This window comes from Gemmata sp. (assembly GCF_051859125.1).
GTDB lineage: Bacteria > Planctomycetota > Planctomycetia > Gemmatales > Gemmataceae > Gemmata.
The window spans coordinates 1-22,437 of record NZ_JBHYGG010000265.1 but is presented as its reverse complement, the minus strand read 5'-3'; the positions used below and the strand labels follow the sequence as shown (position 1 = coordinate 22,437).

Annotated in this window: 14 protein-coding genes and 1 pseudogene; 9 read left to right on the top strand and 6 right to left on the bottom strand. The window is 70.5% G+C overall.

Annotated features, from left to right (window positions below; genetic code table 11):
- Positions 1–2,061: pseudogene (locus ACTIGN_RS25700) on the top strand (hypothetical protein); the annotation flags it as partial.
- Here ACTIGN_RS25700 and gluQRS read toward each other — a convergent pair.
- Positions 2,054–3,004: a tRNA glutamyl-Q(34) synthetase GluQRS gene (gluQRS, locus tag ACTIGN_RS25695; RefSeq protein ID WP_439629239.1), complete on the bottom strand. Its 951-nt coding sequence runs from the start codon at positions 3,002–3,004 to the stop codon at positions 2,054–2,056. The pseudogene ACTIGN_RS25700 and the gene gluQRS overlap by 8 nt on opposite strands.
- A gap of 267 nt (positions 3,005–3,271) precedes the next feature.
- Here gluQRS and ACTIGN_RS25690 point away from each other — a divergent pair, with 267 nt between their 5' ends.
- The 6 genes from ACTIGN_RS25690 (at position 3,272) to ACTIGN_RS25665 (ending at position 11,363) form a co-directional block, all read left to right on the top strand.
- Positions 3,272–3,694, top strand: a complete 423-nt coding sequence (locus ACTIGN_RS25690; RefSeq protein ID WP_439629237.1) for a hypothetical protein — start codon at positions 3,272–3,274, stop codon at positions 3,692–3,694.
- A gap of 204 nt (positions 3,695–3,898) precedes the next feature.
- A complete protein-coding gene (locus ACTIGN_RS25685; RefSeq protein WP_439629235.1) occupies positions 3,899–5,011 on the top strand; it encodes a thiamine pyrophosphate-dependent dehydrogenase E1 component subunit alpha in 1,113 nt (370 codons plus the stop codon).
- Positions 5,012–5,112: 101 nt separating this feature from the next.
- Positions 5,113–6,171, top strand: a complete 1,059-nt coding sequence (locus ACTIGN_RS25680) for an alpha-ketoacid dehydrogenase subunit beta (RefSeq protein WP_439629233.1) — start codon at positions 5,113–5,115, stop codon at positions 6,169–6,171.
- Positions 6,172–6,236: 65 nt separating this feature from the next.
- The gene (locus tag ACTIGN_RS25675; protein WP_439629231.1) at positions 6,237–8,621 is read left to right on the top strand and encodes a protein kinase domain-containing protein; all 2,385 of its coding nucleotides are present in this window, start codon (positions 6,237–6,239) and stop codon (positions 8,619–8,621) included.
- 152 nt (positions 8,622–8,773) lie between these two features.
- A complete protein-coding gene (locus tag ACTIGN_RS25670; RefSeq protein ID WP_439629229.1) occupies positions 8,774–10,060 on the top strand; it encodes a dihydrolipoamide acetyltransferase family protein in 1,287 nt (428 codons plus the stop codon).
- A complete protein-coding gene (locus tag ACTIGN_RS25665) occupies positions 10,053–11,363 on the top strand; it encodes a glycosyltransferase family 87 protein (RefSeq protein WP_439629227.1) in 1,311 nt (436 codons plus the stop codon). The genes ACTIGN_RS25670 and ACTIGN_RS25665 overlap by 8 nt, the downstream gene beginning before the upstream one ends.
- Positions 11,364–11,370: 7 nt before the next feature.
- Here the strand turns inward: ACTIGN_RS25665 and ACTIGN_RS25660 are convergent, their stop codons facing one another.
- A complete protein-coding gene (locus ACTIGN_RS25660; RefSeq protein ID WP_439629225.1) occupies positions 11,371–12,783 on the bottom strand; it encodes a hypothetical protein in 1,413 nt (470 codons plus the stop codon).
- A gap of 195 nt (positions 12,784–12,978) precedes the next feature.
- Between ACTIGN_RS25660 and ACTIGN_RS25655 the strand changes: the two genes are divergently transcribed.
- Positions 12,979–13,110: a hypothetical protein gene (locus tag ACTIGN_RS25655; protein WP_439629223.1), complete on the top strand. Its 132-nt coding sequence runs from the start codon at positions 12,979–12,981 to the stop codon at positions 13,108–13,110.
- A gap of 248 nt (positions 13,111–13,358) precedes the next feature.
- Here the strand turns inward: ACTIGN_RS25655 and ACTIGN_RS25650 are convergent, their stop codons facing one another.
- A complete protein-coding gene (locus tag ACTIGN_RS25650; protein WP_439629221.1) occupies positions 13,359–15,677 on the bottom strand; it encodes a protein kinase domain-containing protein in 2,319 nt (772 codons plus the stop codon).
- Between the two features lie 185 nt (positions 15,678–15,862).
- Complete coding sequence (gene uvrB / locus ACTIGN_RS25645) at positions 15,863–17,959, bottom strand: excinuclease ABC subunit UvrB (protein ID WP_439629219.1); 2,097 nt, start codon at positions 17,957–17,959, stop codon at positions 15,863–15,865.
- Between the two features lie 154 nt (positions 17,960–18,113).
- Here uvrB and ACTIGN_RS25640 point away from each other — a divergent pair, with 154 nt between their 5' ends.
- Positions 18,114–19,658: a hypothetical protein gene (locus tag ACTIGN_RS25640; protein ID WP_439629217.1), complete on the top strand. Its 1,545-nt coding sequence runs from the start codon at positions 18,114–18,116 to the stop codon at positions 19,656–19,658.
- 181 nt (positions 19,659–19,839) lie between these two features.
- Here ACTIGN_RS25640 and pgi read toward each other — a convergent pair whose 3' ends face one another.
- Positions 19,840–21,474 (bottom strand): glucose-6-phosphate isomerase, encoded by a 1,635-nt coding sequence (pgi, locus tag ACTIGN_RS25635; RefSeq protein WP_439629215.1) that lies wholly within the window; start codon positions 21,472–21,474, stop codon positions 19,840–19,842.
- A gap of 199 nt (positions 21,475–21,673) precedes the next feature.
- A complete protein-coding gene (locus tag ACTIGN_RS25630; RefSeq protein ID WP_439629213.1) occupies positions 21,674–22,270 on the bottom strand; it encodes a histidine phosphatase family protein in 597 nt (198 codons plus the stop codon).
- Positions 22,271–22,437 lie beyond the last annotated feature (167 nt).

Genomic DNA, 22,437 nt, shown 5'->3' with positions numbered 1-22,437 from the left:
CGCCCACGCGCCAAAAAGAAGCGCGACGACGACGACGAGGACGATGACGACGAACGCCCACGCAAGAAAAAGAGCCGCGACGACGCACCCGTCGCTGCGCCGTCCGTTGACCCGTTCGCGTTCGACTTCAACGGCCACCCCGAAGCCAACGGCGGCGGAAAGAAGGTCGACGATTCCGGCGCCCCCCTGATCGGCGCCGACCCGTTCTCGTTCGACGCCGCACCGGCCGCCCCCCCGGAACCGAAGGCGAAGAAGCGCCGCGACGACGAGGACGATGACGACGACCGGCCGCGCAAAAAGAAGAAGCGCGAGGATGACGACGAGGACGACCGGCCGCGCGCCAAAAAGAAGCGCGACGACGAGCCGGCTCCGCCGCCAGCCGCGCCGGTCGCCCCGCCGTCGGGCGTCCTCTTCTCGTTCGGCGTCGGCCCGGCCGACCTGAAGACCGAGGCCAAAGAGAAGGACAAGGGGAAGAAGCGAGAGGACGAGGACGACGACCGGCCCCGGTCCAAGAAGAAGGGCCGCGACGACGACGACCGCGGGGGCAAGAAGTCGCGCGACGACGACGACGGCGAGAAAGAAGAGAAGCGGTACACCCGCCCCGGCGAGCAAAAGGGCCAGAAGAAGACGCTGCTGATGGTCGCGCTGCTCGGGGTCGGCGCGCTCGGCCTGCTGATCGCGGCGCTCATTGTCATGCAGAAGCAGGCCAAGGAGCAGGCCGCCGCCGATGCCGCCGCGAAGGCCAAGAAGGACGCGGAGACCAAGAAGGACGAGCCCCCGCCCGAACCGCCCCCGGCCAAGGACCCCGGTGGCAAGAAGGACCCCGGTGGCAAGAAGGACCCCGGTGGCAAGAAGGACCCCTTGGCCAAGGAGAACCCGAAGGAGCCGCCGGAGCCGCCGGTCGCGATGCTCGACCTGCCGGACATCCGCAAGGTGCCCGTGCCCGCGTTCACGGCACTGAAGGCGGAAGGGGCCATCATGCCGAAGGGGCCGCCGGTTCTGATCGAGGCCCCGCTCGCGAAGGTCAAGCGGGTGTTCGGTCCCGAGAAGCGGAACGAGCAGGACGTGGTCGTGGTGTGGCAGGCGGTCGCCCCGGTCAACGGCAAGGGCGAGAAGCTGTACGCCGACGTCCACAGCGGCCAGTCGGGGGCGCGGGTCGGCCGCCTCGAGTTCGATGGCGACGGGAAGGAGGCGAAGTGCGACGTCTCCCCGGACGGGAAGTCGTTCGTCGCCGCCGGTCCCGACGGCAAGCTCACGGTGTGGAACCTCGGCGACCCGGCCCGGCCCAAGGTGGTCGAGAACTACGACCCTTACGCCGAGTTGGCCGAGCAGAAGAGCGCCGGGCTCGCCGCCGTGTTCTTCAGCAAGAACCCCGGGATGCTGGTGACCGTGACCACGGCCGGTGGGGTCCACATCGTGGACCCGATGGCCAAGAAGATCGTCGAGCGGTGGACGCCGCTCATCAAGCTGGTCCCGAACAGGGTCGCGCTCGGGAAGAACGTGGCGACCGACGCCGACCGGTCCTCGGTGGTGATCGCCATCGGCGGGGTCGTGTACCAGCTCGACACGACGGGCCTGCGGACCGTGTGGAAGCTCGACCTGGGCGGCGACGTCGGACGCCACCTCGGACTCGCCGTGGTCGGCAACCCGGGCCGCATCGCCTACGCCTTCGAGACGAACGTGACCGGCAAGAAGGAGAAGGCCGCGCTGCTCTGCCTGCCGAACCAGAAGCCGACGCTGTTCCGGTGGCCGGAGGCGGCCGGCGACCCCGTCGAGGCGCACTGGGTCGGGGACAAGCTCGCCGTCGTCGGCGGCGAGAAGGGGGTGGTGTTCGTGTCGGCCGAGGGACCGTTCAAGCCGGCTGCACTCGCCGAATCGGGCGGTCGGATCGTCGGCTCGGCCAACGACAACGGGTACTGGTACGCCGCCCCGGACTCGGGCAACGCCGGCAACTCGCTCGTGCAGCAGCTCAGCGATGGCGAAATCTCGGACTTCGCACGGCAGGTGCTGGAAGGCAACAAGCCGGCGCTCCTGAAGATCAACGACAAGGGGGTCAAGTAGCCGGCGCGTAGCCGATCGAGCGGAGCAGTTCCCCGGTCAGCACGAACGGCCGGGGCGGGATCGCGGCGAGGCGGAACTGCGGGAGCAGTTCCCCCGCCGCGATCGCGTTCGGTGCCCCCGCCCACCCGCACGACCACGCCAGAAGCCCGACCAGCGCCTCGGCCCGCACCCCGGCGTCGCGGAGCGCCGCGAGCCGCGTGTCGCCGTGCCGCTTCGCCAGCCGCCGCCCGTCCTCGCCGACCACGAGCGGGACGTGCGCGAACGCCGGCGGCGTCACACCCAGCGCGCGGTACAGCAGGAGTTGCCGCGGCGTGGACGGGATCAGGTCGTCGCCGCGGACCACTTCCGTGACGCCCATTTCAGCGTCATCTACGACCACCGCGAGTTGGTACGCGGGTGTGCCGGTGTTCTTCCACACGACGAAATCGCCGCCGTGTTCCCGCAGGTCGATGCGCTGGCCGCCGGCGTACAGGTCGGTGAACGCGGGCGAATCCGTGACACGGAACCGCCACGCGAATGGTTCCCCCTCGGCCGCGAGCCCCTCGGCGTCCGCGACGGTGCGGTGGGCGCACGTCCCGGGGTACGGCGGCCCCTCCTGACCGACGTGCGGGGCGCTCGCGGCCGCGGCGATGTCGGACCGCGTGCAGGTGCAGGGGTACACGAGTTCGCGCTGCTTGAGCCGTTCGAGCGCCGCACCGTAGAGCGGGAGGCGGTGCGTCTGCGTGACGGTGCCGCCGTCCCAGTCGAGACCGAGCCAGCGGAGGTCTTCGGCGGCCTGCTCGGCGGCCCCCGGCTTGATCCGCGGCGAGTCGATGTCCTCAACGCGCAGCCGCACCGTCCCGCCCCTCGCCCGGGCGTGGAGCCACGCGACGAGGTACGTGCGCGCGTTCCCGACGTGCTGCGCCCCCGTGGGCGACGGTGCCAGCCGACCGGTCGGTGTCATGCGTGACCTTCGTGAGGGCGGGGCCGGCGGAACGGGGTCAATTTATCGCGGGGGGTTCACACGACGACAATCAACGCCGGGGGCCTCGCGGTGCCCGACCCGCTGCGGGCCGAGTTCGGGAACGGTACCAAGTATTGGTACCCGTGGAACGTCGGCGTCCCGCGAAACACAGCGGCCCGGTTCGCGCCGGCCGAACCCGAGCAGCCCCCGTCCACGCCCCCGGCTCCCCCACCGACCCCTCCGGGAACGCCCTCCGCGCGAAGTGGGGTGTTCGCCGCGATCCTGGTGATGAGCCTCATCGGCAACCTGTTCGCCCGGGTGGTCCGCCCGGCCCGGCTGGAGCCGTACTACGCCGGTCTGTTCGCGTCGCTGGCGATCGGCCTCGCGGTCCCGGCGTCGGCGTTCCTGGGGCTGTCTCCGGTCGTTCAGGTGCTCGCGGTGTGTGCGGTCGCGTTCACCCCGGTCGCGTTCGCGGGCGTCGTGTTCGCGACCACGTTCATGCGGACCGCGCATCCGGACCGCGTGTTCGGGATGAACGTGGCGGGCGCGTTGTGCGGTGGACTCGCGGAGAACGCTTCGGTATTGTTGGGGTTCCGGTGGCTGTTGTGCGTGGCGGTGGGGTTCTACCTGTTGTCCGCGTTCGCGGGAGCCCGGAAGTTGCCCGCCGCCGGCCCGGAGCGTCGCGTATAATGCGGTGCGGCACTGCTCGGAGTCCCGTTCCCCGAACCCGAGCGGGCGGAACCGCCTCTCTTCTCCGCCCGCCGGCGACGCACCCGCCGTTTCGAATTGCACGGGGTCACGGCCCCGCCGATGATGGGTACACCGTCGCGGGACGGGGACAACATCTCCAGCAGTGGCGATCGACCCAAACCACCGCACCGTCGGGAGGGTTCCATGCCCGAGACCAACGAGGACTCGTCCGACCTCGACAGCGGGCCGCCGCGGCGGGCCACCCGGACCGCCGCCCCCGCCGTGATCCGGTCCGGCCGGGAGGTCATCTCCGCCGAACTGGCCCTCACCGTCTTCCGCCAGATGATCCGCACCCGCGCCCTGGAAGAGCGCAGCATCAAGATGTCGAAGTCCGGGGAGGCCTACTTCTGGATCGGCGGCCCCGGCGAGGAGGCGTTCAACGTCTGCCTCGGGCTCCAGGTCCACCGGGGGCACGGCCCGGCCTACGACTACCTCCACCTGCACTACCGCAACTGCGGCGTCATGCTCGCGATGGGCATGCCGATGATCGACCACGTCCGCCAGCTCGCCATGCGGCGGACCGACCCGCACTCCCGCGGCCGCAACTTCGTCGGCCACTACGCGATCAAGAAGTGGAACGTGGTCCCGGTCACCTCGGTAATCGAGGTCCAGTTCGCGATGGCCCCCGGCACCGCCCTGATGCAGAAGCGGCACGGCGGCGAGGGGATCACGCTCGTCGTCGGCGGCGAGGCCGGCACCGCCGAGGGCGACTTCGAGACGTGCCTGAACTGGAGCACCCGCCCCGGCCAGGACCTCCCCGTGCTCATGCTCGTCACCAACAACCGGTTCGGCATCTCGACCGACGTTCACACGGTGAGCGCCGAGAAGCAGATCTCGGACCGGGCCGCACCCTACGGGGTGAGGGCCGAGACCGTGGACGGCAACGACCCGGTCCTCGTGTGGAACGCCCTCGACCGGGCCATGCGGTACTGCCGCCGCGAGCGGAAGCCGTTCCTGCTCGAAGCGATGGTGTCGCGGCTCCACGGGCACTCGTCGTCGAGCGGCGCGCAGCGGGTGTGGGGCGAGACCGACGTGCTCGCCTCGTTCGAGCAGAAGCTCCTCGACGCGGGCGCGATCGACGAGGCCACCGTGCGGGCCATGAAGGACGAGGCGAGGGCCGAGGCCGACGCCGCGGTCGTGGCCGCGATGAAGGAGCCCGAGCCGGGCCGCGACGACCTGTACAAGTTCAGCTACGCCCCGAGCGACGTCGACGCCGTCTACCCCGGCGACTACACCGGGCTCCCGGGCGGCAAGTGACACCCTCTCCACCGGTGGGGCAGGCATTCTTGCCTGCCCTCGCAGCCCGAGGCAGGCAAGAATGCCTGCCCCACCAGACTTTGTGAAACGGACCGACCACGATGGCATCGATCGCACAGGCCGTGCGGATGGCCCTGCACTACGGCGAGACCCACCTCGGCGTGACCGACGTGTTCGGCGAGGACGTCGGCCCGCCGCTCGGCGGCGTGTTCACGGTCACGCAGGGCCTGAGGACCGCCTGGAACACTCCGCTCGACGAGCGCGGCATCATCGGCACCGCGATGGGCATCGCCTACGCCGGCGGCCGCCCGGTGTGCGAGATCCAGTTCTGCGACTACGCCTTCAACATCCTCGACATGTTCAAGATCGCCGGGAACCAGCGGTGGGCCAGCGCCGGCGAGTTCGACATGCCGATCGTGGTGATGACCCCCACGGGGGCCGGCATCCGCGGCAGCCTGTACCACTCGCACTGCTTCGAGAGCTGGGCCAGCCGCCTGCCCGGGTGGAAGATCGTGATGCCGTCGAACGCGCTCGACGCCTACGGCCTGATGCTCGCCGCGATCAAGGACCCGAACCCGGTGTTCGTCCTGCTCCCGAAGGCGCTGCTGCGGGCGCGCGACACCCGGCTGATCCCGGGCGAGCCGGCCGACGCCGAGGAACTCTCGCGGATGATCGACGCCCCGATCGGCGACCGCACCGACTGGCGGCCGCAGTGGCCGGACCTCGAGGAGTACGTCGTCCCGCTCGGCAGGGGCGAGCTGGTCCGCGAGGGGGCCGACGGGACCGTCGTCAGCTACGGCCGGTTGCTCCCGCTGTGCGCCCAGGCCGCCGACGAACTGAGCCGCGACCACGGGCACACCTTCGACGTGATCGACCTCCGCACCCTGTTCCCCTACGACTGGGACATGATCTCGCGGAGCGTGCAGAAGACCGGCCGCGTGCTGATCGTCAACGAGGACACGGAGATCACCAACTACGCCGAGCACCTCCTCCGGCGGGTGGTCGACGACCACTTCTACGACCTGGCGGTGCGGCCGCGGACCCTCATGGGCAAGCACATCCCCGGCATCGGCATGAACCAGAACTACGAGGTCAACAGCGTCCCGCAGCTCGGCGACGTGCGGACCGCCCTCCGCGAACTCGCGACCGACCCGGCGTGAGCCGGGGCGGTTGCCCGCACGCGCCGCGGCCGGTAAAGTGGGTTCTCACCCGGTGAGGCGACCGCATGCCGATCCCCGAGAGCCTGTGCTGCCTCCTGCTCAACCAACTCGACATTCACCCGGTCCTCGCGGTGATCCGGGTCTCGGCGGGCACCGCGGCCGCCCAGTTCACCGACCAGTCGCGGGCGCTGCTCGACGCGCTGGAGCGGTCGAACCGCAAGGCGTGGAAGGCGCTGGAGGTCGCGCTCGCCGGCGAGGGGCTGTGGTCCCGGCTCGACCGGGCCGACGTGCGGGCGCTCCGGGCGCAGATCCGCACGTTCCTCGACACCGCCCCGCTCCCCGAACTCACCGGCAAGGCCGAGTACCGCAAGCGGTGCCTCACCGAACTCCGGCAGGCGCTCGGTAAGGGCGTCCTGCTCGGGAAGCTCGTCGCCGGCGACCTCGCGGACAAGACCGGCCCCTTCGCGGCGCACACCGACCCGACCGCGCTCCTGAGGGCCGAGAAGGCGGCCCTCACCCGCCTCGGCAAGGAGGTGCAGGAGGCCGGGTTCAAGGCGCTCGGCTGGCTCCTCGCGCAGCCGGCGCACGGGGCCGAGTCGGTGGTCGTGGTCTCGGCCCGGTACTTCTTCCGCCGCGAGGTCGAGACCGACGCGGCGCTGTTCCGCGGGCTCCAGTTCGCCGCGGTCGAGGCGCTGGGCGACTCGCAGCGCGACGGGTTCCGCGGGCTCGACGAGTCGCTGACCGCCGCGGCCGACCGGCTCGAAACGGCCCTCGACGAGGTCGCCGCGGAACTGCTCGAAGCGGTCGCGGTGGTCCAGTCCGAGGTGCAAGCGGCGCACGACAGCGTGCGGGCCGCGCACGAGACCGCGAGGGCGGCGCACGACTCGGTCCAGTCGCTCGCGGCCGAGATGCGGGCGCAGCTCGCGACCGTGCTGGCGAAGCTCGACATGGCCGACAAGCCGGTTCAACCGGAACACAGCCTGTCGGTGCGGACCGACCGCGAGCGCGAGCAGGTCCGCGAGTTGCTGAAGCGGATCCGCACGGCCCCCGAAGCGGCCCAGAGGGAGCTGGCGGGCGAGGCCGGGAAGCTCCAGGTGGCGATCGGCGACTTCGCCGGAGCGGCCGCGTCGTTCGCCACCGCCGCGGGGGCCGCCGCGTCCGGCGCCGAAAAGGCCGAGGCGCACCACAACGCCTACCGCGCCAAGCTCGAGGAGCGCGACTACGCCGGGGCCGCCCGCGAGTTGAAGAAGGCGATCCACCTCGACCCCGCCCGGTTCGCCCCGTTCCCGACCGACAAGTACGAGCTGACCCGCGTCCTCGGGGCCGGCGGGTTCGGGGTCACGTTCGAGTGCAAGCACGCGCTCACGGAGGGCCCGGTCGCGGTGAAGTCGCTGACCGACCAGAACCTCGACCACGACGTCGGGGCCGTGCTCCGCGAGGCGCACGCGCTCGACAAGCTCAAGCACCGGGCCATCATCGGGCTCCGCGACTGCGGGTACGCCGACGCCGCGAACAAGCGCCGCCCGTACCTCGTGATGGAGTACTTCGACGGCCAGACGCTCCAGCAGCACGTCGAGGAGCACGGCCCGCTGTCGCTCGCCGACGCACTGCCGCTGGCCCGCACGCTCGCCGAGGCGCTCGCGGCGGCGCACGGCGAGAACGTGCTGCACCGGGACGTGAAGCCCGCGAACGTGATGGTGCGGCGCACGAGGTCCGGCTGGGAGGTGCGGCTCATCGACTTCGGCCTGGCGATGCGGTCGAGCGTGCTGACGGGATCGCTGTCCACCGCCCGCGGCGACACGGTCCTCGGGTCGTCCATCGCCGGAACGATCGACTACGCCGCCCCCGAGCAGCTCGGGAAACTACCCGGGGTGAAGGTCGGGTTCCCCGCCGACGTCTACGGGTTCGCGAAGACGCTGTGCTTCGCGCTGTTCCAGACGACCGAGCCGACGATGCGGCACTACAAGGCGCTGCCCGAGGCGACCGCGGACCTGATCGGCCGGTGCCTGAGCCGCGACCCTCGCGAGCGGCCGCAGTCGTTCGCCGAGGTGCTCAACGGGCTGAGCGGCCCGGCGACCCGGCCCGCGGGCCCGGCCCCCAAGGCCCCGGGACCGCGGGAGGACAAGCCGTGGGCGAAGCGGGGCGACGGCGACGCCCCCCCGCCGCGCCGCCGGCCGCCCCGCGACGACGGGTACGAGCGGGTGCCGACCGTGGACACGGGGACGCGCGTCGGGCACGCCCTGATGGCGTTCTTCTTCGGGACGTTCGGGGTCCACAAGTTCGTCCAGGGCAACAGCGGCAACGGCGGCATCCGGCTGCTCATCCTGCTGACGTGCCTGGGCCTGTACTGGAACATGTTCGTCGGCATGGTCGAGTGCGTGCAGTACCTGATGGTGTCGAACGAGGAGTACACCCGCACGTACCTGGTCCAGAAGAAGAACTGGTTCTGACCGCGAACCGCACGCGTCGTTCTGTAGCCGGCCACAGTGTGGCCGGGCGTTTCGAGGCCCCCAGCACCGGCCGCACCGAGGCCGGCTACAGAACGGCTGCCGATCGATCAGTCTTGGTACAACAGCGCCCGTGCCCAACCCCGAGGTTCCCGATGGACTATCCTCTCCCGCCGGTCGGCGAAGGGCTGTTCGAGGTCGAGTTGGTCCGCTGGCTCGTCCGGCCCGGCGACGCCGTCGCCCCGGGCCAGGGACTCGCGGAGGTGATGTCCGACAAGGCGAGCATGGAGGTCCACGCGCGCTTCTCGGGGACGATTACGGCGCTGGCCGCGGTCCCCGGGACCAAGGTCAAGGTCGGGCAGGTCGTCCTCTCCTACGAGCCGGTGGGCGAGGTGGCCGATGCGCTGGCGAGCGGGGGGCGTCAGCCCCCCGAGGTCGCCCTCGCCGGCGCGCCCGCCCGCGAATCGCTCGGGGGGCCGGCGCCCCCCGCTCGCCCGCAGAACGGGACCGCCCACGCGCACGCACCGGCCCCGAAGCTCCCGCCCGCGGCCCCGTCGGTGCGGCTCCTGGCCCGGAAGCTCGGCATCGACCTCGGCCGGGTCACCGGCACCGGCCCCGGCGGGCGCATCCTGGTCGAGGACCTCGCGCCGCTCGTCAAGCCCCGCTCGGCCCCGGCCGACCGGCCCCCGGCGTCGAAGACCGACACGTCGAAGCTCGACTTCGGGATCGCCGGCACGCGGCAGAAGATGGTCGGCATGCGGCGGGTGATCGCCGAGCACCTCGTGGACTCGAAGCGCCGCATCCCGCACTACTCGTACATCGACGAGTGCGACCTGACGGACCTCGTCCGCCTGCGGAACCAGCTCCGCGAGCCGCTCAACGCCGGCGGCGTGAAGCTCACGTACCTGGCGTTCTTCGTGAAGGCCGTGGCCCGGGCGCTCAAGGAGGTGCCGATCGTCAACAGCACCTACGACGAGGCCGCGGGCGAGGTGGTGCTCCACGACCGGTACAACGTCGGCATCGCGGTCGCCGCCCCGCAGGGGCTCCTGGTCCCGGTCATCAGGGGGGCCGACAAGAAGGACCTGGTCGCGATCGCGGCCGAGATCGACCGGCTGAGCCGCGACGCGAAGGCCGGGAAGAGCAAGCTCGAAGACCTGCGGGGCGGCACGTTCACCGTCACCTCCGTGGGCGGCATCGGCGGGCTGATCTCGACGCCGATCATCAACCACCCCGAAGTCGGCATCATGGGCGTGGGCCGGGTCGTGAAGCGGCCCGTGTACGACGCGCACGGCGACCTGCGGCCGGCCGACATCCTGTTCCTGTCGTTCTCGTTCGACCACCGCGTGGTGGACGGGGCGGTCGGGGCCGCGTTCGGCAACGCGGTCCTCCGGTACCTCCAGGCCCCCGCCCTGCTCCTGCTGCCGGAGAAGATCGGTGACTGACGCGCCCCCGCCCGCGGCCCCCCCCGTCCCGCGGTGGCCGGCCGTCGCCGCCGCGGCCGTGTTCTTCGTCGTGGCCCTCGCACGCGCCCTCGGGCCGCCCGACGGCTACCCCCGCGACCTGTTCATCTACCGGCTCGGGGCCGAACTCGCGCTCCGCGGCGAGAACCCCTACGACATCCCGAAGGTCCGCGGACACGTCGCCGCCGAGTTCCCGCCCGACGACGCGCACAAGGCGTTAACGAACACGCACCTCCTCGTGGAGGGCGACCTCGCCGAGTGGGTGGTGCGGCTGTGGACCGACACCGCCGCCAAGAGTTTCCCGCTCAACTGCGGGTACTTCCTGCCGCCGATGGGGGTCGTACTGTACCTCCCGTTCGCGCTGCTGCCGTGGAAGGCCGCGATGGTCGCGTGGGCGGTTGCGAACGGCACCGCCGGCTACGCCGTCGCCCGCGTCGTGACCGCCCTGCGGGTGCCGGGGGCGCCGGTCCCCGTGTTCCTCGCAACGGTCGGCCCGTTCCTCCTGCTGCTGAACCCGCTCACGCCCTTCATCGCGTTCCCCGTGGGGCAGACGAGTGTGGTGTGCCTCGGGTGCGTCGTCGCGGGGCTGCTCGCGCGGGACCGCGGCCGGCCGTACCTGATGGCGGCGCTGTGGGCCGTTCCGTTCGTGAAGCCGCACCTCGCCCTGTCCCTGGTCCCGCTCTGCTACTTCCTGAGCGGGTGGCGGCCGGCGGCGCTCCTGATCGTGCTCGTCGCGGCGCTCAACGCGCTCGGGGCCACGATCGTCGGCGGCTCGCCCGCGTTCCTCAAGGAGTACCTGGACTTCCTCCCGCAGGTCCGCGACGCCGTGCGGTACAACCGGGTCGAGTTGAACGCCGGGCTGTCGAGTTGGAACCGACTCCTGTACGGGTTCGGCGGCCCGCTCATCGAGCTCGGTCTCGGGACCACGCTGGCCGGCTACCTCGTGTGGTACGGGCTCCTGGTCGGCCGGTGGGCGGCGACCGGGGTGCGGCCGTCGGCCGCGTGGGCCGCCGCCGCGACCGGTGCCGGTGCGGCCCTGTGCTGCCAGGTGCTCGTGTACGAGTTAATGGTCCTCGTGGTTGCCGTTCCGTGGCTCCGCGACCTGTTCGCGGGCGGCTACCGCACCTGGGGCGTCGCGGGCGGCGCGCTGCTGGGGGCGCACCTCGTCTCCCTGGTGTTCATGCAAGGGATCGGCCTCGCCGGGCACCACCCGCTCGCCGTGGCCCTGTTCGCGCTCGCCGTGCTGACCGGCCCGGCGGACCCGCTCCGACCGGCAACTCGATAACGAACGCTCACCCCGCCACGGGCGGCTCGGTCCGCCCTTCGGGCGGCGGGACTTCACTGTCCCGGGTGACCGCGGCGAGGCCGGTGGCGGCACACCCCACGACCAGGAAGTAGTGGTTACACGAGGCGTGCCGCGAGAACGCGAAGAACACCGCCACCACCAGCGCCGCCGAGAGCGCGAACCCCGCGGGGCCGCGGGCGGACCGCGCCCACACCAGCGCGTAGGTCGGCACCAGCATCGCGAACTGGAGCCACTGCGACATGGGCGGGGGCGTGCCCGCGGCGACGGTGTACGCGGAGAGGAGCGTCAGCGACTCGTATCGGAACGGGAGGCCGCTGGCCATGAGCGAGCGGAGGATCGCTCGCGGGTCCCACAGGAACCACGGCAGGTTGACGGCGGCGGCCGCGACCGCGGCTGGTACGAAGAACGCCGCCAGCTTCTTGCGGTCCCACGGGGGGGGCACGAGCAGCAACCCCAGCGGGATGAGGAAGATCATGTACTGCTTGCTCACGACGGCGACGCCGAACGCCCACGGCGTCAGCCGTGACGACCGCGAGGCGAGGCACGCCGTCACCGCCACGAGGCCCACGCAGAACGTGTCCGTCAGCGACTGCTGCACCATCAGGAACACCCGCGGGGAGGTGAGCAGCAGGGCCGCGGCCAGGGCCGCGAACCGGCCCCGGCACCCGAGCAGGGCGAGGCCACTGGCGACGAACGCGGCGACGTGCGCCCACCGGATCTCGCCGGCGAGGTACCCGGCCCCCGCGGACAGCAGCAGCACCGGCGGGTAGACGTACCCGCACTGGACCCATTGCGCGTCGGCCGTCACCGGCCGCCCGTAGATGTTGCCGCCGTCCCGGTGCTGGATGTCGTGCCCGTACAGGTTCGGCATCCACGCCGCGTAAGGGTTCCGCCCCTCCCCCAGCACTTCGAGGGAGTACTTCGTCCACGAGTACACGTCGATGAACGGGTCCGGGGTCGCCCGCACGATCCAGACGGCGAGCACCGCGAACGCGGCGAGCCACCCGGCGGTGTACGCCCACCGGAACGCCGGGAGCCGCAGCACCTGCGGGACCGTGAGAATCTCGAGCGCCGCCAGCGCGGCGAGGTACGTCCCCATCGGTTGCGTGTGGAGGTCCCAGCCGGGGGGCTCGGTCGTGAGTTGGTAGAACTGGTACACAAGGCCGATCACCCCGAGTCCGAGGGCCGCCGCCGCGGCCCGTCCCGAGACAACGGGCCGGGAGGTGGCCGCGACCGCCAAGACGAGTGCCGCGACCCCAGCCACCAGGAACCCGACGGCCGCAGGGTCGTAGTTGCCGCTATTGATCTGGATCGCCCGGCCGAGGAAGACGATGCCGGCGACCGCGAACGGGGCGGCCAACGCACCCGCTTCGGGCCTGCCCACCGGTGGGAGCGCCATGCAATTCCCCTCTTCACCCCGCGCGAGCGGCCGTGACCTGTCACGGGCTCGGATCGAAGTGATTAACTACGGGTCGGCGAGCCGCGGTCAACCCGCCGGAGTCCCGCGTGCGGCACGCGGGTTGCAAGGTCTGGAGGAGTCGGCCGCTCGCGACCGACGGACCACACGCCCCCTCCTCCAATCGGAGAGCTCAATATGACCCGCCACGACGAACCTATGACCCGCTGGGGCAAGATCCGCTACGGTCTCGCCGCCCTGCTCCTCGGGCTGCCGATCCCCGTCGTCATCATCGCGTTCCTGATGCCCGGCTGCGGTGGCAGCCGCTGACGATCGGTGTCGAACGGGTCGCCCGATTCGAGCCAGGAGACAAGAGGAGGGAGACACCAATGGACGCACGTGACTCTACTGTCCCTGCTCAGCGCGACGTCCCCATGATGGTGATCGTGTTCGTGAGCGCCCTGCTCGCCCTGGCGCTCGCCTTCACCCGGCCGGGGTGAGACGGGCACCGAACCGCAGAACCATAAGCCGCCGCACGGAGCGATCCCCGGCGGCTTTTTCGTTTCCCAGCAGTAGCGTCACGGTGCAACCGGAGGGGGCATTGCCGTCCGCGGGGGCGGCGGAACCGTGCGGCCCCGCCACTGGGCGGCGCGCTTCTCGTCACCCGTCGCGGCGTACAACTCGACCACCCGATCAACTGCTTTCTGAAGTACCCCCCATTCTTCGGTCGGGATCGCCTTGGGGTCGGCGAGCAGTTGCTCCGCGCTGCCGACGAGGAGCGGCTCCGCGTCGGCGTACTTCTTCTCCCGCATCAGCACTTCCCCGAGCACGCTTCGGGTGCTGGCCACGATCCACGCCCCCCGCGACCCGGCCCGCGCGACGTGCCCCTCCCGAACGGCAAGGCACTCGCGTAGAACCGCCTCGGCCCGGTCCCATTTGCCGTGGTCCGCCAGGGCGGCCGCGAACCGGGCCAGCGCGTCGGCGACCGGCTCACTGGAGGCTCCGTACTTCAGCCCGGTGACGCGAACCAGTTCTCGAAGGTACTCCTCCTCCCGCTCGGACAGGCTCAGGTGGTGGACCGCGGTCGCCCCGAGTCCGAGGAAGTCGAGGACGTCGACGGCGTCGGGGCCGCGGGCGCTGCGGAGGTCGGCCACGGCCGCGTCGCAGATGTCGAACGACTTGCGGTGCAACCGCAGGACCCCGTAGGTGCGGGCCAGCGCCTTCTTGCCCTCCAGCGTGGCCGGGTCGGTGGGCCCGAGGTACTTCACCTGCAACCGGACGGCCTCGGTGAGGAGGCTCAGCCCCTTCGCGGTCTCGCCCGCGAGGAGGTACACTTGGCCCAGGTTCGTCATCGCGGTCAGCGTCTCGCGGTGGGAGTCGCCGTACAACTTCCGGCACGCGCGCTCCATCTGCTCGACGATCGGAACGGCGTCCCCGGCCCGGCCGCACGCCGCGTACATGATCCCGACCATCTGCAGCATGCCGACGCGGACCCGGAGGTTCTCACCCGGCACGGGTTCGGCGAACTTGCGGACGTCCGCGAGCAGGGCCGGGATGTCGATGGTCGCGCCGTTGGAGCGGGCCGCGTTCTCGCGGAGCAGGTGAACGAGGGTCGAGATCACGATCCGCAGGTCCGTGTCGTTCTCGACGGCTTCGACCCGGAGCGCCCGTTCGGACTGCCGGGCCCGGTCCTTTTCGTCCCGCTCGCGGCGGGCGTCGGCGAGCGCCGCGATCAACTGGAGCGAGCGGAGCCGCTCGGCCCGCTCGGCCGAGAGGGCCGCGTTCCGCTCGGCCCGCAGCCGGTCCGTGAACCACGCGGCCCCGGCGACCAGTGCCAGGGTCACGACGGCGCTCGTGGCCAGCAGCGCGGCGGCCGTCGGGCGGCGGCGCGCCCACTTCCACGCCCGCTCCGGGAGGCCGACCGGCCGGGCCAGGATCGGCTCGCCGTTGAGGAACAGGCGCAGGTCGTCGGCCAGGGCCGCGGCCGAGGCGTACCGCCGGGCCGGGTCCTTGTGGAGGCACTTCAGGCAGATGGTCTCGAGGTCGCGGGGCGTCGCCGGGACGAGGTGGGTGGGGCGGACCGGGTCGTCGTTGATCACCTGGACGATGGTGTCCATTGCGGTGGCCGCGCGGAACGGCGGCCGACCGGTGAGCACGGCGTAAAGGATCGCGCCGAGCGCGTACACGTCGGCGAGGTGGCCGACCTCCTTGTGCTTGCCCGCGGCCTGCTCGGGGGCCATGTAGCTCGGGGTGCCGAGCACCGCACCGGACGCGGTCAGGTCGCTGGCGCCCTCGCCGACCCGCTTGGCGAGGCCGAAGTCCGTGACCTTCGGGGAGCCGTCGGCCGCGAGCAGGACGTTCTGCGGCTTCAGGTCGCGGTGGACGATCCCCGCGTCGTGCGCCACCTGCATCGCCCGCGACAGCGTCTCGACCAGGGCCGCGGCCTCGCGGGGCGGCAGCGGGTGCCCGCCGAGCTTGGCGTCGAGCGCCCCGCCCTCGCAGAACTCGAGCGTGAAGAACGGGCAGTCGCCGTGGGTGCCGATCTCGTAGAGCTGGACGATGTTCGGGTGCCGCAACCGGGCGATGGCCTCGGCCTCGGCCAGGAACCGGAGCCGCTCGCCCACCGCCGAGTGGTCGCCGCTCAGGATCATCTTGAGCGCGACGGTGCGGTTCAGGGCGAGGTGCCGGGCGAGGTACACGACGCCCATGCCGCCGCGGCCCAGCTCGCGCTCGATGACGTACCCGGGAATGGTGACGGTCGGGGTGCCCGCGGGCTCGCTCGATCGCGCGGCCGCGCCGGCGGCGTCGTCGGGGGTCTGGGCGACCGTCTCGGAGCGAGCGTCGGTCCCCTCTGCCGGGGGTGCGGGCGGGGGCTGGTCGGGAACAGAATCGGGCATCGCCGGGCTCGCGGGACAGGGGCGGCGGGGTCACACCGGGCGAGGGTGATGATACCCGCGGGCCGCACCCGCGGGCACCCTTGGGATCAGGGGACAGAACCTCAGAGGACAGCAGGGGCAGAAGTCGATGTGGCCCCGGTGTCCTCTTCTGACCTCTGCCCTTCTGTGGTTCTGTCCTCTGGTCCCTACGGCCGCTTCCACTTCCCCCGGCCCTTCTTCTTGGGCGCGGGCTGGCTAACGGGAACGGCCTTGCCGCCCAGCGCGCTGGGGACCGCGGCCTCGCCGTACTTCTTCCGCAGGTCGGTCTCGAGCTTCACGATCTGGTCGCGGAGCAACTGGGCGCGCTCGAAGTCGAGCGCCTTCGCGGTCTCGAGCATCTCGGCGTAGAGCTGCTGGACGTACTCCAGCGCGACGGTGAGTTCCATCTCGGCCGGGCCGCCCGCCCCGCCGGTGGCCGCGGCCTGCGCCATCTGGTGCGACTCGATCTCGTCCTCGATCGCGTTCTTGATCGCCGTCGTCACCGTCCGCGGGGTGATGTTGTGTTCCTTGTTGTACGCGAGCTGGATCTCGCGGCGGCGGTTCGTCTCGTTCATCGCCCGGCTCATCGAGTCGGTCACCGTGTCGGCGTACAGGATCACCTCCGCGTTCACGTTGCGGGCGGCGCGGCCCATCGTCTGGATCAGCGACTTGTCGGACCGCAGGAACCCCTCCTTGTCGGCGTCGAGGATCGCGACCAGCGACACCTCCGGGAGGTCGAGCCCCTCGCGGAGCAGGTTCACGCCGATGAGCACGTCGAACGCCCCCTCGCGGAGTTCGCGCAACACGGTGATGCGCTCGATCGCGTCGAGTTCCGAGTGGAGCCACTTGCACCGCATCCCGGCGTCGCGGAAGTACGTCGTCAGGTCCTCGGCCATCCGCTTCGTCAGCACCGTGACGAGCGCGCGCTCGCCCCTCGACGCCCGCAGCCGCACCTCGGCCTCCAGGTCCTTCACCTGCCCGCGGGCGGCCTTGACGTGGATGACCGGGTCGACCAGCCCGGTCGGGCGGATCACCTGCTCGACGACCTCGCCGCCGACCTTCTCCAGCTCGTAGGGGCCGGGCGTCGCGGAGAGGCACAGGCAGCACTTCATGCGGCCCTCGAACTCGTCGAACTTCAGGGGCCGGTTGTCGAGCGCCGACGGGAGCCGGAACCCGTGCTCGACGAGCGTCTCCTTGCGGCTCCGGTCCCCGAAGTACATGCCGCGGACCTGCGGGAGGCTGACGTGCGACTCGTCCACGACCATGAAGAAGTCGTCGGGGAAGAAGTCGATGAGGGTGTACGGCGGCTCGCCGGGTTTGCGGCCCGAGAACCACCGGGCGTAGTTCTCGACGCCCGAGCAGTAGCCCGCCTCGCGGAGCATGTCGAGGTCGTACCGGCACCGGGCCTTGAGCCGCTCGGCTTCGAGCAGCTTCCCCTCCGTTTTGAACTGTTCGAGCCGTGCGTTCAACTCCGCCTCGATCCCGACGATCGCTTCCTTCACGCGATCCTCCGGCGTGACGAAGTGCTTCGCCGGGTAGATGTACATCTCCTCGAGAACCTTGATGGTCTCGCCGGTGAGCGGGTGGATCACCGACACGGCGTCGACCTCGTCGCCGAACAGCTCGATGCGGTACGCGGTCTCCTCGGACGCGGGCCAGATGTCGATGGTGTCGCCGCGGACCCGGAACGTGCCGCGCTCGAACGCGATGTCGTTCCGCTTGTACTGGATGTCGATGAGCCGCAAGAGCAGGTTGTCGCGGTCGATGACCTCGCCCTTCGGGACGTACACCATCATCCGCTTGTAGTCGGACGGCGAGCCGAGGCCGTAGATGCACGACACCGACGCCACGATGATGACGTCCTCGCGGCTCACGAGCGCCGACGTGGCGGCGAGCCGGAGCCGGTCGATGTTCTCGTTGACCGACGAGTCCTTCTCGATGTAGATGTCGCGCTGCGGGATGTACGCTTCGGGCTGGTAGTAGTCGTAGTAGCTGACGAAGTAGTGGACTGCGTTGTGGGGGAAGAACCCCTTGAACTCCTTGTAGAGCTGGGCCGCGAGCGTCTTGTTGTGGGCGAGCACGAGCGTCGGCTTGCCGAGGTTGGCGATCACGTTGCTCGCCGTGAACGTCTTTCCGGTGCCGGTCGCGCCGAGGAGCACCTGGAGCTTCTTCCCGCCGACGAACCCGGCCGTGAGCGCCTCGATGGCCTTGGGCTGGTCGCCGGCCGGGGTGTACTCCGTCGAGATCTGGAACTTGGCGGCCATCGCGAACTCCGGGAGCGGCGTACTCTCGCAACCCGATTATTGTACGCGCGGCCACCAGATCCGCGAGGTCGGTGGTCGCGTTGGGGTTGTGCGGTTCGCCGGGTCGGCGCATCATTCCGCGGTTTGTCCCGTCTCCACGGAAAGGAGTCCGTGCATGTCCCGTCGGACGGTCACCCGCTTCGCCCTCCCCGGCCTGCTCGCCGCGACCCTTGCGGCCCCGAGCCAGGCAACTGACGTCGCCCCGATGCCGCGAGCGGCCGCGAAGACCTTCAAGATCGAGTTCGAGTTCCGCTGGTCGAGCGAAGAGGAAGCCGTCCCGGCGGCCCCGATGCCGCGGACCGTACGCCCCGTGTCGGTGCGGCCCCCGTGCTGCGCGTTCGACTGCTGCCAGGAACTCGCCGCCGCCCCGATGCCGCGAGAAGCGCGCCACAACATCCCGACTCTTGGGCCTCTCGTGCTCGCAATTGATCTGGATGTTCCGCTGAACAAGTCCCCGCACGATCACAGACAGATCGTGAACATCGCCGTGGGCGTGTTCGGCGACACGGCTACGGTGCCGGTCGCGCCGATGCCGCGGGAAGCAAGCAGACGCTGCTGCGAGACTGAGAACCACACCCAACTTCTGAAGCTCTCCGCCGAGGTGTTCGCCACCGAGGACAGCGGGAACGCTCGACGGGTGGTGCTGGCCCCAATCGCTCCACCCCTGCCCTCGCGCTGCGTGCCGGCGAAGCCTGCGAACGTGCCGCCGGAGGCGTTCGACACGCTGTCGCAGACGTTCGGCGAGATGCTCAACCCGCCGCTCGGTCCGGCCGCGTGCCCGACGCTGGCCCCCTGCCCCGTGCGGCCGGCCGCGATGTCGGTGCCGGCTCAACCGACGGTCGCGCCGTGCCCGCTGCCCGCGGCGTGCGCCAAGACGTGCGTGACCGGAACGTGGGTCCGCGAACTCGCCGGGATGGTGTACGTCGTGAAGGTCGCTCCGGACCACGTTACGATCACCGCGTCGTCGAGCGTGGAGCTGCCCGACGGGACGACGCACACCGAGGGGGTGGTCGTCACGGCCGACTACCACCTGACCCGCGACGGCACCACGGTCGTCGGCCTCATCACGAGCGTCGACGCGCTGATCGAGGGCTCGGCCCCGTTCGACCCCGAGATGCCCCCGGGCGACGACCTGGCGCTGCTCCAGAAGTCCCTCGTGGACAAGCCGCTCGCGTTCACCGTGCGGCAGTACGGCGACGTGCTGGCGATCGGCAACGTGCGGCTCCCCGCCGTGGAGGGTGCCCGCGGCGTGGCGTACGCGCTCTCGGTCGTCGGCGGACGGTACACGAGCAACGGCGACAAGCCGGTGCCGAAGCCGCGGGCCGCGAAGCCGCCGGTGCTGCGCGACATCCTGCCGGTGCCGCTGACCGCGAACCCGCCCTCTGCGTACATCCCGCCGCAAACGGGAATCGTGCAGGCGTCGGGCACGTCGCTGCCGCTGCCGCCACTGCCCCGCGACGTGTCGGACCGACTCCCGGGCGTCCCGCCGTCGGGGGTCACGATTCCGCCGGCCCCGCCGCTCATGCCGGCGAACCTGAGTTCGACGCCGCTCGCTCCGGCCGCGGCACCGGCAAAGCCCGAGACGGCACCGATGCCGCGGACGGCCCAGAAGCCCGGCAAGAAGGGAAAGAAGAAGGTCGCAGAAACTCTCTCGCGATAAACGATGAAGAGTGGTTCGGGCTGACAGTACCAACAGTTCAACGAGCCCGCTCGAAGTGCTGAGCAGCGGGCTGAGATGGTTCGGCACTCAGTGACGGAACCAACCACCCGGCGAGCCGGGAGCGTCAGCGACCGGAGTAACCTTCTCCGGTCGCTGACGCTCCCGGCTCGCCGAGATCACATCACAGCCCTTTTGCCTTGCGGAAGCGGCGGATCAGCGCGTTGGTCGAGCTGTCGTGCCCGAGCTTCGGCTCGGTCTTGTCGGACAGTTCCGGCATGATCCGCTGCGCCAGCACCTTCCCGAGTTCGACGCCCCACTGGTCGAACGAGCCGATGTTCCACACCGCGCCCTGCGTGAAGACGCTGTGCTCGTAGAGCGCCACAAGGCGGCCGAGCACCTCGGGCGTGAGCCGGTCGGCGACGATCGTGTTCGACGGCCGGTTCCCCGCGAACACGCGGTGCGGGACGAGCCAGTCGGCGGTGCCCTCGGCCTTCACCTGCTCGGGCGTCTTGCCGAACGCGAGCGCCTCGCTCTGGGCGAACACGTTCGCCATCAGGATGTCGTGGTGCGCGCCGAGCGGGTTCAGCGAGTGCGTGAACGCGATGAAGTCGCACGGGATGAGCCGCGTGCCCTGGTGGATGAGCTGGTAGAACGAGTGCTGGCCGTTGGTGCCCGGCTCGCCCCAGTAGATGGGTCCGGTGTCGTAGTCCACCGCGGCCCCGTCGAGCGTCACCGACTTCCCGTTGCTCTCCATCGTGAGCTGCTGGAGGTACGCCGGGAACCGCTTGAGGTACTGGTCGTAGGGCAGCACCGCGACCGTCTGCGCCCCGAAGAAGTCGTTGTACCACACCGCGAGCAGGCCCAGAATCACCGGCAGGTTCTTCTCGAACGGCGTGGTGCGGAAGTGCTCGTCCATCTCGTGGAAGCCGGCGAGCATCTTGCGGAAGTTGTCCGGCCCGACGGCGAGCATCGTCGAGAGGCCGATGGCCGAGTCCATCGAGTACCGGCCGCCGACCCAGTCCCAGAACCCGAACATGTTCGCGGTGTCGATGCCGAACTCGGACACCTTCGCCCCGTTCGTCGACACCGCCACGAAGTGCTTCGCGACCGCCTTCGCGTCGCCGCCGAGCCCCTTCAGCAGCCAGTCGCGGGCGCTGTGGGCGTTGGTCATCGTCTCCAGCGTCGTGAACGTCTTCGACGAGATGATGAACAGCGTCTCGCTCGGGTCGAGGTCGTGCGTCGCCTCGGCGAAGTCGGTGCCGTCGACGTTCGACACGAACCGGAACGCCATGTCGCGGGCGCTGTAGTGCCGCATCGCCTCGTACGCCATGACCGGCCCGAGGTCGGACCCGCCGATGCCGACGTTCACGACGGTCTTGATCCGCTTCCCGGTGTGCCCCTTCCACTCCCCGCTGCGGACGCGGTCGGCGAACGCGCTCATCTTGTCGAGGACCGCGTGGACCTCGGGGACGACGTTCGCGCCGTCCACGACGATGCTGCTCCCCTTCGGCGCACGCAGGGCGACGTGGAGCACCGCCCGGTTCTCGGTGATGTTGATCTTGTCGCCGCGGAACATCGCGTCGATCTTCGCCTTCAGCCCCGACTCCTCGGCGAGCTGAAAGAGGAGCTTGAGCGTCTCGGCGGTGACACGGTTCTTGGAGTAGTCGAGGTACAGGCCGAGCGCCTCGGCGGTGAGCGCCTCGCCGCGCTTCGGGTCGGCGTCGAACAGTTGCCGCAGGTGCGTGCCCTGGACCGTCTTGTAGTTCGCTTGCAGTGCCTTCCACGCGGGGCGCTGCGTCAACGGGGCGGTGCTCATGGTGCTGTCCCTTGGGGATTCAAGAAGAGAGTTATCCGCAGATTACGCAGATGGACGCAGATTTTCAGAGGACAGAGATCAGAAGTCAGAGATTCAGCGGAGACAACCAGGTCATCTGCCCTCGGTTGTCCACACTCCGTCTTCCGTCTTCAAATCTGTGTCCATCTGCGTAAATCTGCGGATCAAAATGTCTTTGACCCTAAACCGCGTGGCGCGTCTCGTTCCACAGGCGGACCACGGGCTTGGTCCAGTCGCGGTCGTACCCGAGTTCGCTCACGCTCGCGGTGCCCAGGATGATGTAGTGGCCGATGACGGCGGGGTCGGTCCCGAGCCAGCGTGCGGCGAACACGCGGAGGAAGTGCCCGCTCGAGAAGATCAGCACGTTCCCCTTCACCGCCCGGACCCTCGCGATCACCCGGTCGGCCCGAACGGAGACCTGCTCCAGCGTCTCGCCGCCGGGGCACCCGTCGTGGAACAGCTCCCAGCCCGGCCGCCCGACGCGGATCTCGGGGGTCGTCAGACCCTCGTACTTGCCGTAGTCCCACTCCACGAGGTCGCGGTCCACCTCGGCGGCGGCCCCGAACCCGGCGAGTTCGGCCGTCTTGTGGGCACGCTGGAGCGGGCTGGTGAACACCTTGGCGACGCTGATGCCGCGGAGCCGCTCGCCGAGCGCCCGCGCGTTGGCGACGCCGCGGTCCGTCAGCGGCAGGTCGGTGAGGCCGGTGTGCTGCCCCGAGAGGCTCCACGCGGTCTCGCCGTGTCGGGCCAGGGTAACGACGGGGAAGGCCTCGCTCATTCGGCGGCTCCGTGGGGCGTGCGTGGGAAGCGAATCATCTCAGCTTTCGGACCGAAATACGAACCAAAACTGTTCCCCACACGCTGAATCTTCACGGGTTGGCTCGGGCGAACCCTGAGCGCCAGCGAGGGGGTGTACCTTCACCCCCTCGCTGGCGCTCAGGGTTC

What these genes read in the sequence shown, in the direction of transcription:
- ACTIGN_RS25675 (WP_439629231.1), top strand. Translation starts at nt 6,237, where the DNA reads ATGCCGATCCCCGAGAGCCTGTGCTGCCTCCTGCTCAACCAACTCGAC.
- ACTIGN_RS25670 (WP_439629229.1), top strand. Translation starts at nt 8,774, where the DNA reads ATGGACTATCCTCTCCCGCCGGTCGGCGAAGGGCTGTTCGAGGTCGAG.
- ACTIGN_RS25685 (WP_439629235.1), top strand. Translation starts at nt 3,899, where the DNA reads ATGCCCGAGACCAACGAGGACTCGTCCGACCTCGACAGCGGGCCGCCG.
- ACTIGN_RS25630 (WP_439629213.1), bottom strand. Translation starts at nt 22,270, where the DNA reads ATGAGCGAGGCCTTCCCCGTCGTTACCCTGGCCCGACACGGCGAGACC.
- gluQRS (WP_439629239.1), bottom strand. Translation starts at nt 3,004, where the DNA reads ATGACACCGACCGGTCGGCTGGCACCGTCGCCCACGGGGGCGCAGCAC.
- pgi (WP_439629215.1), bottom strand. Translation starts at nt 21,474, where the DNA reads ATGAGCACCGCCCCGTTGACGCAGCGCCCCGCGTGGAAGGCACTGCAA.
- ACTIGN_RS25655 (WP_439629223.1), top strand. Translation starts at nt 12,979, where the DNA reads ATGACCCGCCACGACGAACCTATGACCCGCTGGGGCAAGATCCGCTAC.
- uvrB (WP_439629219.1), bottom strand. Translation starts at nt 17,959, where the DNA reads ATGGCCGCCAAGTTCCAGATCTCGACGGAGTACACCCCGGCCGGCGAC.
- ACTIGN_RS25680 (WP_439629233.1), top strand. Translation starts at nt 5,113, where the DNA reads ATGGCATCGATCGCACAGGCCGTGCGGATGGCCCTGCACTACGGCGAG.
- ACTIGN_RS25640 (WP_439629217.1), top strand. Translation starts at nt 18,114, where the DNA reads ATGTCCCGTCGGACGGTCACCCGCTTCGCCCTCCCCGGCCTGCTCGCC.
- ACTIGN_RS25660 (WP_439629225.1), bottom strand. Translation starts at nt 12,783, where the DNA reads ATGGCGCTCCCACCGGTGGGCAGGCCCGAAGCGGGTGCGTTGGCCGCC.
- ACTIGN_RS25650 (WP_439629221.1), bottom strand. Translation starts at nt 15,677, where the DNA reads ATGCCCGATTCTGTTCCCGACCAGCCCCCGCCCGCACCCCCGGCAGAG.